Here is a 13846-nt window from a genome sequence, read left to right on the forward strand (position 1 = left end):
TTGATTTAAATACCAGAAATCAACTTAGAGCTATTTTAAGTGATGGCGAGGGCAATGCTATTGCTCGCTTAACCAAGTTAAGTGCCAAGTTTGGAAAGTCTCAAATTGATACCCTAGATGAAATAATAAATAGCTCCACTTTAACTAAAGCCGTCAAGAAATCTATTCCTTTTCCTAAAACACCTCAATTCCACGACATACTTCGAGCAGATATCCATGCAAATTTAAATGAAATACTGACCTCTCTTGAGGTTAGCGCCGCAAAGCATTGGCATAGACTTAAAAGGCTTGCGCAGTCTCTTGAATATATTGATGAATGTTATGCTTCAAAAAAAACAGATGAATGCATAGCAAAAATTATTGAAACAATTGAAGAGGATGGATGGAGTCATGCGTTATTGCGAAAAGTTGTGCTTATTCGTGAAAATTTAGAAAAAAATAGTGTTAATGAAAAAATTGAAGAACTCATCAACAAAGCAGGAATTAAAGGAGTCGTTGTATCTACTTTAATACATACATACACTCCAGACCAAAGCATTTTGATGAGCAAAAGGTCAGTGCTTAATATTCCTAATCGTGGAGGACTAAATCGTTATACTCGAACTATTTCAAAGCTAAGTGTTCATCCTTTTGCAATATCCTGTGATGATTTGGCTGGATATTTAAAAGAAGCCATTAAATGCTCCTTAATTGATGGCATAATTTTAGCTAAATTCAATAGCATATTCTTTAAAATCGAAAGTTATCCAACATTATCAGCAATCTCAAATGCAATTGGTAGGGATGATCTATTTGAAGCTTTGATTAAAACATATCAATCTTCATCGAATGAAAGTGAAAACATCTTTTATAAGCAATCAAGCGCATGGTTAGAATATCATCAAATGCAAAAATACCGTGCACTGATTGATAATTACTATGACTCATCAAACGAAAATATCGATAAACTGCCTGAAAACATAAGAACAGAACTTAGCTCATGGGTTGGAGAAACAAATCCGAGCATTCTTGTATCTGGTCAACAGTTTACATCTCATAGTTACTCTAGCTTGGCAAAATTGGAAATTTCTGGGTGTTTATCTCGTTCTGCAATTTTTAATTATTGGCTTGAAGTATCTGAAGGTCAGATTGGTTTCAATAGCCATGATTTATTCATACTGATGGGCTTAACACGAGACTTAGCAAGAACCATTCCTGTTAATGCAGCACGTACTGCGGCAAAATTAGCTAAAGATGAACTCGTAAAATTAATTTTTCTACTTTTGTTAGCTAAGCGCAGTAAAAATGAACTTGATCACTTTATGTTGAGAAAACAGTTGGAATCAATTGCTTTTAAATATCATAATGGCTCGTTAGTTGAGTTGGTCAAGCATTATGATAAAACACACCCGTATGTTGCAGAATATATCTATGACATTGCCACTGAGGACTTTCTTGCAAAACTAACGAAACTTGCTCCTCATCGAGCTGATATACCAGAAATCCGCGCATCGTTACATGAATGGATGGCTGAGTTCAAAGGTGGCGATGAATATTACCTTCAACGAGCTCGAGCTGTAAGGATTGATCATCAAATAAATAGAGTAAGGAACGAAATTGATGACCATCGAATATATGTTGATCCAATGCGTTTCATTTCATGGATAGAGGATGAAATGATGCTGGAGTTAAATGGTGCGCTTAACTCTACTGGCGCAGGGAAAAAGGGTGTAACTGTAACCTGTGATGAAACAATACTATCAATGGTTGTTACTCAAAGTTACAACGCATTTTGTTCTAACCCTGTTTTTGGCATTGCTTCATATATAGGTCGGCGCATTCGTCATGGTACATTTCATGGGCATATGTTTTCAAGCGTTATCAATGGGTTGGAAAAATCGGCTAAATTTAAAAGACTTTTTTCAAATCCTCATTTTTCTCTCAAGTGGAGTTATTGGAAGAATGCGTACAATGAGGCGATTGAAGAGATAATAGCTGAACGTCTACATGTACAATCAAAAATAAAACCACTGGGTCTGTTAACTCCTGATATCTATAACGTCTCAAAACAAGATGTATTATCCGCCGCTGTGCATAATATAAGTAAAAATTACGCTGAAACAATATCAACAGCAGATATTTGCCCTACCATAATTGATTATTGCTGGCGTCTAGCAGAACTCGATTTAATTCCAGTTGTGCATTATTTAAAATCTCAACAAAACCCATTAAAAAACGAAGGTTTTTTGTCAGAAGAACTCTTTCCAGCCGCAGCCATGGTCGATAATAAACTGGCAGATTCTTTTAGAAGAGAGTTAGAGTTATCTATAGATAGAAAATTAATCACCATGCTTGGCTGGTTCAAAAGGCCATCAATCGTAGCACCAAAGGCATCAGTATCACTATTATTTGAAGCAACTGTAGCTGAGATTAAAGATACGATACCTGATTTTAATCCGCAAGATGCCGATCACAGTAATGAAGAAATTGATTTGGTTGGTAATTTTTATCACCTTATTTATGATTCTTTAGCCATCATTGTTAGCAATGCAGCCAAATATGCGGACCGCAGCCGTCCACTCAATCGAAAATTTGAAGTAATTCCTGGAAAAGTTAAAAGTTTAGTCATTGAGATTTCTTCGGCTATAAAACCTACAGATGACCCAGTTGAAGTATCTGAAAGCATTGAAACAAGGAAAAGCGCTGATTTTCGGAATGCTAACATGTATGACAAAAAAAGTGGGATATCGAAACTTTTACTTCTAGAAAACAGTAGGAGTGATTTTAAACTCGATAAATACCAAGTCATTAACAAAGAGGTTCAAGTGAGGCTTATCTATGCCCTCGAACATTAACAATATTAATTGTCTTATCGTAGAAGATGACCAGTTTAAGATGGAGGGTATTAAATCCCACTTAATTGATTTTTTTAAAGACAGAATAAAAATATGTGAGTGTCATGCACTGGCTTCTGCTACTGCATCTTTGTCCACTAAACAATTTCATTTGGCTATTATCGATATGTCTATTCATAGCCATGATCCTAAGGCTGGTGCTGGTTCACCTATCCCGCTTTCATCTGGAGGGCTAGATGTTTTGTTTGAAATAATGTTCAGTCAGGATCAGACGCATTGTATTATTTTAACTCAGTATCCAGACATAGAAATTGAAAGTTTTCCAATACCTGTAGATTTAGCTAAAGCTACAATACTTGAAAAATTTGGTATTGAAGTTGCAGGTTGCATACGCTATCTAGAAAATGACAAGCAATGGAAAAATGAAATGAGTATTATATTGAGGGGTTTATGAATATTCTGATATTGGAGGATGAAGATACAAAGTACGAATTGATATTTTCACATATAATGGAAGTTATTCCTAATGCAAAAATCACTCGAGAGAAAAACTGGCTAGGCTATTCAATCACTGTTGCCCACATAAAATTTGATCTAATACTTTTAGATCTAATGGTACCTCGATCATCTAAAGATAATACGGTAGAAGATCATTATGAATCTTTAGTTTCAACTACACGTGACTATCGAAGCAAATCATTTAAAACACCTGCAATTGTTCTGACACAACACGCCTTGGGGAGTGGAGATATTGTTTCTGAACTAAACATTGTCGATATTAATGTAATTCACTTCAATAGTCATGGAAAATGGAAAGAGGCACTTAAGTTAAAATTACTTGCAGCTCAGCCCGCCAAAAAATTTGATGTGGTTATTTTATGTGCTCTTGAAAAAGAGGCTCTCGCGTTTGAAGGGTTAACTGACTCCTGGGGACCGGTTACCCCTATCTCTGGCTTGCTATGCCGTGAAGTTCAGATTGGGGATATTAATGCAGTAATCGTAAAACCAAATCGAATGGGATTGGTTGCTTCTGCAGTTTCAGCCTCACTGGCATTGGAACGATTTGAACCACGCCTGATTTGTATGAGTGGTATATGTGGTGGTGTTGTTGGGGAATCAGAAATTTATGATTTATTAATTCCCCAATGTTGCCACCAACATGATGTTGGAAAATGGAGCACTGAAGGATTTAAATCGGAGCATTATGATGTACAGCTTGAAGTTGAAGTACATAATAAATTAGTCGAAGTTGCATCTGGCATACTTGCATCAAAACTAGAAATGGACCTAAACCCTACGAGGTCAGAATTTCCCTCAGGTAAAGAAAGAGTAACATGCAAAATAGTTACTGATGCTATTATCAGTAGCGGTAGTGCTGTTATAGCTGAAGAAGGAAATACCTCATCGCTCGCAGTTGGGCAACGTAAGCTTACTGGTTTTGATATGGAAGTTTACTCTGTTTATGAAGCGGCCAGGAATGCTAGTAAAAGAACTATTTTTTTTGCAGCTAAATCAGTTGTTGATGATGGTGGTAAAAATAAAGGGGATTCGTTTCATCGAATAGGATGCTTGCTTTCTGCAAAATTTATAGTTTCAGCGATTAGATCAGGTATCGCTAACATCTGGATATGAACTCAGTGTGCTCTCTATTGATTGGTAGACAGTGACATTGCTAATACTTTCATCATCAATGTAAGGTCATCACAGTTAAGATGAATTTCTCTAGCGAACAGAGCATCAATATGCTCCGCGAAACCGAAACAAGAACTTCCGCTGACGAATTTCGTCGCAAGCGTGTGATCTATGATGTCACCTTTTACGGTGAAAAACGTCGCAGTGGGCGCTGGCTCCACCATACAAATTAACATTATGAAGGTCACAAGATATGGATAAGAGTATCGATATCCTGCTTTACGTAGCTTTAAGCGAGGAGTTCGATGTAGTCATAGAAATGCTAGGGCCAGATTTTAAATCTCAAGAGTTGGCAGATGTTACTCTAACAGGTTTCTTCGGCAATATCGCCTCGCCTGCACTTGACCGAAACTTCGAAGTGGCGGTGTTCGCGGCTGGGAAGATGGGCAACATTCGATCCGCTAGTCTTACATCTGTACTTATCGAAAAACTCAATCCTGCCAACATCGTGGTGCTGGGTATAGCAGGCTCGCTGGCAAACGACATGGAGCCTGGCGATGTATTTATACCGGACACGGTTAACGAGTATATGGCAAATTCTGCGGCCATTGGGGAGAGTAAGAACTGGAGATTTACTACATCAGGTAACCTATTTCCAACCTCCTTGAGACTGCTCAATAGGTTTCAATTCTTCGCACACACCAGTAAAGACTATTACAATCGGTGGCAGCAAAATACGCAAACCTTCAGGTCTGATCTCATTTCAGAAGAGGCCGAACTAACCCTTGCTAGTAGAGGCCTGATCCTACGCGGTTGTTGTAAGCTCTTTGCCGGGGATGATCGCAAACTGGCCAGCGGCCCTGCAGTAGGTAAAGGCAAGGGATTTGTTGATTGGATCTTACGCGAACATGATCGTAAAGTTGCGGCCATAGAAATGGAGTCGGCAGGTGTGCATGATGCTGCGACTGTTCGCACTCCAGCCCCACGAGCCGTGGCTATTCGCGGCATTTCTGATTACGCTGACGCCAGAAAAGAAAAAATTGAGGGCGCCGCTAAAGGTAAGTTTAGAGATTTGTCTGCTAGGAACGCTGTTTCTTTTTTTATTCATACTGTCCAAGCTGGATTGTTTGGATCAGAGGCAGAATTGGCACATGTCATATCTTCTTCAGAATCGGATGTTCCGCTTGATTCTCGCGTGAAATCAGTGTTTGTCATAGGTGGTCGCACCGGTGAGACCGCTGATGTAGATGCTGAACTCCCACGCTTGCACAAGGTATCGTTGACCCTTGGTCATGTTCTCGCGAAAGCGGGAGCGCAGCTATTAGTATGTAGCCCGTTCCCTGATTCGGTCGACTATTACACAGCAATGGGTTATGCGGACGCTAAGTGTGGTGGAGTAATCCAGTTCCATAGTCCCACACATTCAACGGTCGAGGAAAAGCGATGTCTTCTACGCAAAACACTTGGACGGCCAGGCCTAGCAATCCAGGATTGGAACTACCCTGGCCCAGAGGGCAATGAGGGCGATGTCTGGTTCCAATCTTGGTTTTTGGCCCAGATACAAGCGCTGGAAAAGGCTGATGTAGTTGTTGCTCTGGGAGGGAAAATTTCCCAAACGGCTAGCACACTATTGCATCTTGCTGAGGCCAAAGGCCTTCCGATCATTCCATTCGCATTTCTTGGTGGAGTCGCACGTCGCTCATATGAGCGACGTGATTGGTCGCGGCTTAATCCGGGATTTGATCCTAGCGTTTTGTGCGACGTTGATGGCATAGAGCATACGATTGAGATCGCTAATCGTCTGATATTGGATCGAATGCAGCCGAGCTCCTGCCCAGAGCGTCCAAAAGTGGTCTTCATTAGTTTTGCTCATCAGGACTCAGTAATAGCGAATGAACTACGTGCAGCCCTAGTTAAAGAGGGTATTGAGGTCTTGGTTGGTGACGACGAAATCAGATCAGATCAGATGATCACAGCAACCATCGAGCAAGCGGTTCTTCGCAGCGATGTTTGTGCAGTTCTTTGGAGCCGTCAGTATGCTCAGAGCCCATGGTGCTATGACGAAATGAGTCTGGCAATAAACCAACAGGAATATGGCAAGATCAAGGTATGGCTTTTCAATCTAGACGACTCTCCGATTGTGCCGAGTCAGGCACGCAAGCTACCCGCTATCTCTGTGAGGAGCGGTAATGCGATGCACCAATGTGTGCATGAGCTTTTGGGGAAGTCTTAGGTAGACTGGGCAGATGGTGAGCTGATATTTTTCGCCACATCCTCCTGCTGAACCGCTGCTGGCTGGAGTGACCAAGCTCCGGTAGACAGTTTCTGTCCTCACGACGAGGCTTGTTCGAAGGCCTCCGGACTGACGCCGCCGAGATGACTGTGCCGCCGGGCCCGGTTGTAGAACATTTCAATGTAATCGAAGATATCGGCCCGGGCCAGATCCCGGGTTTTATAGATACGCTTTCTGATCCGTTCTTTTTTCAGCGAACTGAAGAACGACTCGGCCACCGCATTATCCCAGCAGTTGCCACGCCGGCTCATGCTCGGTGCCAGATTATTGGCCCGACAGAACCGTTGCCAGTCGTCGCTGCCGTACTGGCTGCCGTAACGAAAGGTTGTAGATTGCTTTTTAGCGTCACCGGGGTAGGGTGTATTAACATAACCGGGCGAGCGCGATAAGGTGAGAGGGTAAGGTTGCTACCCAATCTCAAGGGGGCCAGACGACTCCAAGTCCATTACGTGGCACTTTTATGTGTCGGGGCTTTGCCTACTGGCTTTGGTGGCTCTTGTTAAAGACAACACATCTGACTGGACGTTGTGGCCATTTTCCTGATACAGCCAAAATGAAGGCATTTCGCTACGAGACACCATACTTTTGATTCCAGAATTCGTAAAAAAACTTCACAGATTGCAGTGAAGCTAACTGCGTTGACAATGAGCGGTGAGCCAGATGGTCAATGTAGTATCTGAGTGGATACAGAAACGGCAGAGAGGTTTCCGTGTCCATCAGGATCCATTGCCGTTTGCAGCCTGAGATAGCCAACTGGTTTACTGAATACACGACGTTTACCCCATAATTACTACGGATATGAAGAGAATGTACTCTGTACCTAATGCAAGAAACGAGAGGGGATCCAAAATTCTAACGTATTGATTAATCAGCTAGTGGAAATGTCTTATGAACTTATTTATCATTGTAGGTAATTTAACATAATATACATTATGCGCACCAAGGTCATGGTAGCTCAATATTACTGTTTAATTGTGGCTGATTCCTCCGGTCTGTATGCCCGGCCCAACGACTCACTTTGTCCGATCCGCGTTTCCCGTCGCGATACATGACGCCGGGATGTTCCCCGTGAAAGAAATCGACTGCTTCAAAATTCTTCGGGATGTCATCGACCGTAACCCGCATCCTGGCCAGGCTGCGAACATGCTCGGTATTACGCCGCACCATTGCCGCGGCCTGCTGAAAGTTATCGTCAGTCTGTCCCGCCTGACATAAACCATCAGAGCCGCGCTCGCATTGGATTCCGCTTGCTGCCCGCGTCACTGACTGAGCTGGCAATATCATCCGGGAATACAGTCCCGATTCAGGACCGACCGCAGGCGCGGCAAAATCTGAAGGACATTCGCGGTCTGTTCCCTGGCAAGGAAACCATCCGACGTCTCGGGATAAAAGCCGGACTCAGGATCCCACGCAGACAGCGCGCACCTAAAATTCATCAGCTTTGTTACCGGCGGCCTTGTACTGGCTAGCTGATACAAAATGTATTTGCGGAAGAATACATGGCGGATTACAACCGACGCTTTGCCAAAGCCCCCTGGCATGATTTTAACGCGCATCGGCCGCCGGCCTTAGACGATGATCTTGATGCGAAATTTCCCGGGCGAATGCCCCGCCGGGTATCAAAAGCCCTGACCGTATAGCCCGATAAATAACGCTATCTGATTGAGGACCGCGAATACCGTCGAATGGCCATCGGCAAGTACATAGCTGGTGGGCATTATCCTGCCGGATCTGGGGCCAAGTGTGTCTACTACCCTACTCCACCTATGGCCGGATTTATGAAATTGATCCCGCCGGAATAGTTGATAACAGTAGGTCCGCCCATGGGCTGGATGCTCCCCGCAGGTCCAGAAAAAGAGACAACGCGTCAATTGAGATTGCCCAACCTACCAAACGGCACCATCATGAATACAACATTTAACCTGGGAGAGTGAATCGGCGTTGAGCAATTGCTCAAGTCTCTTGTCATCACTGATTAATGCATTGAATTCCTCCAGCAATTGAATATGTGAAAGATTTGAAGTTGGCACAAAAATCACAATCAACCTGGGGGTGAGCGAGAGCTCGGATAGTTCAAAATGCAGAGGATATTTCAGTTTCAGCAGCGAAAGCGCCCCCTCGGTCGCACCAGCAGGCGGCGCATCATGTAGCAGTAGAATATCCGGGGTTAGATAAGTGGTGATGCCGTGATCCTCAATCTGTTTGACCATATTACGCACATACTGCGCATCAATGATCCCCTTCTCCCTGAGCGGCTGCGCCGCCTTACGGATCGACTGCTGCCATGACAAATGGCGGGAGGTAAAATTAACAAAGGGGAAGCGTTCGGCGCCTGGTTGGGATGAGGCCACTACCCGGCGTTGTTGTTTCTGAATAAACTGGCTGATGATATGACTGAATTCCTCGTGCAGCGGTTCTTTTTGTTGTGGCACAAGTCGGGTTACGGAAGCGACCAGCGACTCAACCAGGGCTGATACCCCAGTCAGTTCGATGTTATTTTCCAGCATCAGGCGCAACTGCTGCTTCTCGCTTTCGCTGAGCATATGTTGAGTCTGAATAAAACCCACACCAGCAGGAAGTGGGCAGTTTAACGCAATCGTACTCACCACCAGACGAACGTGACTTCCTACGCCTTGCTGCAGCAACTGGCTGGCAGAGACTCGTTCGATATGCATGGGTAGCACAGTCAGGTTACGAAGTTGGTTTTCAAGGATTGCCGTTGAAGAAAGCCCTCCTTCAGTGACCAATAAAATATGCTGTTCAGCCGTCTCAGGCCGCCGGTCCATCCATGCCGCGAAACTGATAACAATGTAGCTGAGCTCATCGTCGCAAAATGCCACCTGATACTCTTGCTCCAGGGTGACAATAATCTGCCGACAAAGGCGGAAAATCAGCGGGTAGCGTTGAAGGATCTCCTCGCGCAGCACATTTTCACTGTGCATACCGAAAAGACAGCGATGGATAGCCGGACCAAGGTGCGAAAATAACCGCAATTCCAGCTGTTCCGCATCCTGTAAATAGACACCGGCTAATGCCTGAAACTGTACGATAAGGTGCCGAACGGTTGCCATCAGCCTGCTATTCCCCCCCTTTTCGCCCTCCATAAGAGTGATTTTTTTACTGGTAGAAAGCAGCAGTGAAATAAACAGCGTGTTGCCTGATATTTCCGCCAGATTCAGTTCGCGGGCAAGCGCCGCATTCAGACTGGCGGCAACTTCACACTCTTCTTGCTCACGCAAAAAGCGCGTTTGAACCACGGAGAACTCGGGATAGTGCCCATTGAGCGTGTCCAGCAGCGTGAAGAGCAACATGTAATGCAGCGCGCGCCTGTCCTTGTCGCTAAATGTCCGGTGCAGCAGCTGTTCTGTTTGTTTAAGTTGGGCGTCCATCACCTGACGCACCCGGGATTCATCCCGCCCAGCAATAGTCAGTTGCCCAAATAGAATCTGTGCAATGCGGGCCTCTGCCTGATAATCGGAATATTTTAGCGCGTGGTGCAGCATCTGCTGCACCGCCAGACGGATAGAGAGATCGCTTCCTTCAAGGCGATATCCTTGCCTTTTATCGACTCGGAGTATCAGTTGTTGCGGCTGAAGCTGTTGTTTAAGCAGCGCGATATCATCCAGCGTGGTGTTGCGGCTCACGCGGTTAAGTTCACTGATATGCTGGGTAAAAGCGGGATGGATACGGCAGGCTAGATGAAGCAGCAGATTGACGCGCCGTTCGTCGGCGCTGAGTTTGTAGTGCCGGGTGTTAATCACTCCAAGCTGACGTAAGATCCCGGCAGCTTCATTGTCGGCAACGCGCACGCCCCGCTGCGCATCGCAAATCAGTGGCGTAAAACCCTGGGCTGAAAGCCAGTTGTTAATCCGCGTACGCCGATAATAGAAATTACGCTGCGGCAAGCCGATGCGTTCACAGAGAATCTTGATGGACATCCCCGGCTCGGTAGACACCTTTTTCAGGATCTCTACGGCCAGGTGGTCGAGCTGCATGTTGCCCCCTGAAAAAGCTGACACCTAAGGTGCCAGCTCTCAATATCAGTGCATTACAGGAAGGACGGGTATGGCAGGTCCGTTTCTGCCTCGAAAATATCCGGGAAGCCACGCGGATGCTGGTATATGCGACGATTAAGATCCTGCGGGTAAGTAAATTTACCGCCAGGCTGCCAGATAAACGGCACAAACTGATATTGCAGGCGATGACGACGCATTTCGAACAGCGTCAGAATTTCGTTGGTGTCCGCCAGCATGTTGCACCAGATATCGTGGTGGAACGGGATCATCACATTCGTGCGCAGCGCTTCGCCCATTCGCAGGATGTCCACGGAAGTCATTTTATCAGTAATGCCTATCGGATTCTCGCCAAACGAACCCAGCGCGACGTCGATATTATGCTGCTTGCCATGCTGAGCGTACATATTGGAGTAGTGAGAATCGCCTGAGTGATAGATGTTACCACCCGGGGTTTTCAGCAGGTAGTTCACCGAACGCAAATCCATATCCGGGATAGCCGCCCCGTCATCTGCCAGCGGTTTTGGCGGTTCCGTAATAAGGATCGTCCGGTCAGAAGACTCCAGCACGGCGATTTCCATATCTTTAATTTTGATAACATCACCAGGTTTCACAACCCGACAACGCTCCGCAGGTACTCCCCACTGCATCCATAAATCCACGCACGCCTGTGGGCCAATAAACGGCACCTCCGGAGAACAGTTTTTCAGTACGGCTGCCGCCACGTTGATGTCGATATGGTCTGCGTGATAGTGCGTGGCCAGCACCGCGTCGATCTCTTTGATGGAGAACGGGTCGAGCACGAAGGGGGTGCTGCGCAGGTTCGGTTGAGCGATCCGCGCCCCGCTCATACGGGCCATCTGATGGCTCGGTTTCATGTCCGGCAGATTCTTTTTGCGCTTGCCGGTGCCGCACCAGAAATCAATGCTGACATTGGCATTGCCCGGGGTTTTCACCCACAGGCCGACACAACCAAGCCACCACATTGCCACCGATTTTGGAGCAACGTTCTCGGCGCTGATTTCATCATTCAGCCAGGTCCCCCATTCCGGAAAGGTATTCTGTACCCAGGATTCGCGGGAAATTTCGTTTACATGACTCATCATAGTCTCCTTACACTTCGCTGGGATGGGCAATTTTCTGGAAAGCGATAGCCGCTTCGCGGCAGTCAGGCGCATTCAGAATGGCGCCGCCAACAATGGCGACGGCCGGATCGAGTTGTTTTTTGATGTTTGGCAGAGTGTTGAGGTTAATTCCCCCCGCCAGCGAGACAGGCAAACCCGTTGCCTCTCGGACATCGAGAAACTCACGGAACGCCTCTGCCTGGCTGTCACCACAATCCGCGTTCTTATGTACGCAGAGATGAGTGGCGCCCAGCGCTTTGAGCTCTTTCGCGCGCTGTACCGGGTTGAGGACCGACTGCAAATCAAAGACCACGGTGGCGTTATTTTCACTGGCAATCGCCAGGATCTTTTTCACCGCCGTGTCGCTGGCAACGGCGAGCATAGAGTAGTTCTCCGGCGAGCATTTGCACATCAGCGTCGCTTCACGCTCCGGGCCATCAATGATTTTCATATCGAGAAACAGTGGTTTATCCGGGCAGATAGCGCGAATGTCCGCGGCAATCTGGATGCCGCACAGCTTCAGTAGAGATGTGCCCACTTCGATAATATCGACATACGGCCCCGCTTTGCGCACCACGTCGAGTGCCTGATCGCGGTCGAGTAAATCGAGCGCCAGTTGAATTTTCATAGCCATCTCCAGGACAGTTACGGCACCAGACCAAATGCGGTGCCAACAAGTTTCAGCAAATACAACAGCGGTAACCAGACCAGGGTGAAATCGATATTGGAGAACATCAGTCCGGAACCAAACAGAGAGCCCATCATTGGGTAAAGCAGAATTATGCCGGCATGCGCAATGATGCTGGTTACAAAGCCTGCGGCCAGCGCACCTTTATACCCGCCGTATTTGTTGCCAAATACGCCCATGGTGCAGCCATCAAAGAACATGATGATTGGGCTTGGAAAAACAATAATCGAACATTTGAAGAGGATGGTTGCCCCCATCACCAGCAGCGCTCCGGCAACGGAGGCGATAAAACCAAGCATTGCACCTGTGGGTGAGTACGGGAAAAGCGCCGGGCAATCCAGAGCCGGAACCGCGTCTGGCAGCAGACGATCGGAAATTCCTTTAAACGCCGGAACAATCGAGCCGATAAACATGCGCACCCCCACCAGCAGGATCACCACGCCAGCGGTAAAGGTCAGCCCTTCCATAATGAGCCAGACAACCCAGTTGGTCTTGCCGCTCAGTTGACCAATCCCATCCGCGCCAACGGCCAGGCCAATGCCCAGGAAAATCAGCGGCATCAGGAATGAGAGCGAAATGGTGTTGTCGCGGAACATAGCCAGGAAACCAGGCAACTTCATCTCTTCCGCATCCTGTTCCGGGTTACCAACCACTTTCGCAATACGACTTGCCACCCACGCCCCGACCTGCTGGTGATGACCCAGCGTCAGGTCATCGCCAACGAAGTGCTGTGCGAGGGAGCGAGTAATCGCCGGTGTAAGCGTCCAGTACAGCGCACACAGCACAGCACCAGTGATGATCAGCGGGAAGCCAGATAAGCCCAGAACGCCCGGCAGGGAAACCACCATAAAGGTTGCCAGGAATAGCTGGATATGCACCGTCAGATACACGTTTTTGCAGCGCTTGAACGGAATGATCCAGACAAAAAACAGGTGAATCAGGAAGCCGAGAATGAACGTCATGGTGACGTCATTGGCAAAATGCAGCATTGCCACACCAAACGCTGCCTCGTTGGCTGGCAGTACGCCCTGGATCCCTAGCATGCTGTTCAGTTTCCCCATGATCGGGGTTAGTGATTTCAGCAGCGTGCCGGAACCGATGGTGATAACCAGCAGGCCAATGATGGTTTTCGTCGTTCCATCAATGACTTCGTTGACTTTTCTTCCCTGAAGTATCAGCCCTGTCATCGCAATGAGACCGAGGAACAGTGGCGCCTTATCAAGCAGTTGGAAAATAATAAAATCGACAATATCTTTCATCGT

At 46.5% G+C, this 13846-nt stretch carries 7 protein-coding genes and 3 pseudogenes; 5 read left to right on the forward strand and 5 right to left on the reverse strand.

The window, feature by feature from the left end; all coding sequences use genetic code 11:
• Positions 1–1160: 1160 nt before the first annotated feature.
• From VW41_10990 to VW41_11000, 3 genes and pseudogenes are all read left to right on the forward strand, one after another.
• Positions 1161–2057, forward strand: a pseudogene (locus tag VW41_10990) (hypothetical protein).
• 760 nt (positions 2058–2817) lie between these two features.
• Positions 2818–3147, forward strand: a pseudogene (locus VW41_10995) (hypothetical protein).
• A 137-nt stretch (positions 3148–3284) separates the two neighbouring features.
• The gene (locus tag VW41_11000; protein ID AJZ89522.1) at positions 3285–4466 is read left to right on the forward strand and encodes a hypothetical protein; all 1182 of its coding nucleotides are present in this window, start codon (positions 3285–3287) and stop codon (positions 4464–4466) included.
• A gap of 14 nt (positions 4467–4480) precedes the next feature.
• Here the strand turns inward: VW41_11000 and VW41_11005 are convergent, their stop codons facing one another.
• Positions 4481–4714 carry a hypothetical protein gene (locus VW41_11005; GenBank protein AJZ89523.1) on the reverse strand — a complete coding sequence of 78 codons (234 nt, stop codon included), beginning with the start codon at positions 4712–4714 and terminating at the stop codon, positions 4481–4483.
• 5 nt (positions 4715–4719) lie between these two features.
• Here VW41_11005 and VW41_11010 point away from each other — a divergent pair, with 5 nt between their 5' ends.
• Entirely contained in the window at positions 4720–6699 is a 1980-nt protein-coding gene (locus VW41_11010) for a hypothetical protein (protein AJZ89524.1), read from the forward strand.
• A 98-nt stretch (positions 6700–6797) separates the two neighbouring features.
• Here the strand turns inward: VW41_11010 and VW41_11015 are convergent, their stop codons facing one another.
• Complete coding sequence (locus VW41_11015) at positions 6798–7010, reverse strand: hypothetical protein (protein ID AJZ89525.1); 213 nt, start codon at positions 7008–7010, stop codon at positions 6798–6800.
• 745 nt (positions 7011–7755) lie between these two features.
• Between VW41_11015 and VW41_11020 the strand changes: the two are divergent.
• Positions 7756–8763: pseudogene (locus VW41_11020) on the forward strand (hypothetical protein).
• A gap of 2044 nt (positions 8764–10807) precedes the next feature.
• Here VW41_11020 and VW41_11025 read toward each other — a convergent pair.
• The 3 genes from VW41_11025 to VW41_11035 are packed head-to-tail and all read right to left on the reverse strand — an operon-like array spanning position 10808 to position 13843.
• Positions 10808–11875, reverse strand: coding sequence for an ascorbate 6-phosphate lactonase (locus VW41_11025; GenBank protein ID AJZ89526.1), 1068 nt, complete (start codon positions 11873–11875; stop codon positions 10808–10810).
• 10 nt (positions 11876–11885) lie between these two features.
• Positions 11886–12524 carry a hypothetical protein gene (locus tag VW41_11030; GenBank protein ID AJZ89527.1) on the reverse strand — a complete coding sequence of 213 codons (639 nt, stop codon included), beginning with the start codon at positions 12522–12524 and terminating at the stop codon, positions 11886–11888.
• Between the two features lie 17 nt (positions 12525–12541).
• Entirely contained in the window at positions 12542–13843 is a 1302-nt protein-coding gene (locus VW41_11035) for a PTS ascorbate transporter subunit IIC (protein AJZ89528.1), read from the reverse strand.
• Positions 13844–13846 lie beyond the last annotated feature (3 nt).

This window comes from Klebsiella michiganensis (genome assembly GCA_000963575.1).
Taxonomy (GTDB): domain Bacteria; phylum Pseudomonadota; class Gammaproteobacteria; order Enterobacterales; family Enterobacteriaceae; genus Cedecea; species Cedecea michiganensis_A.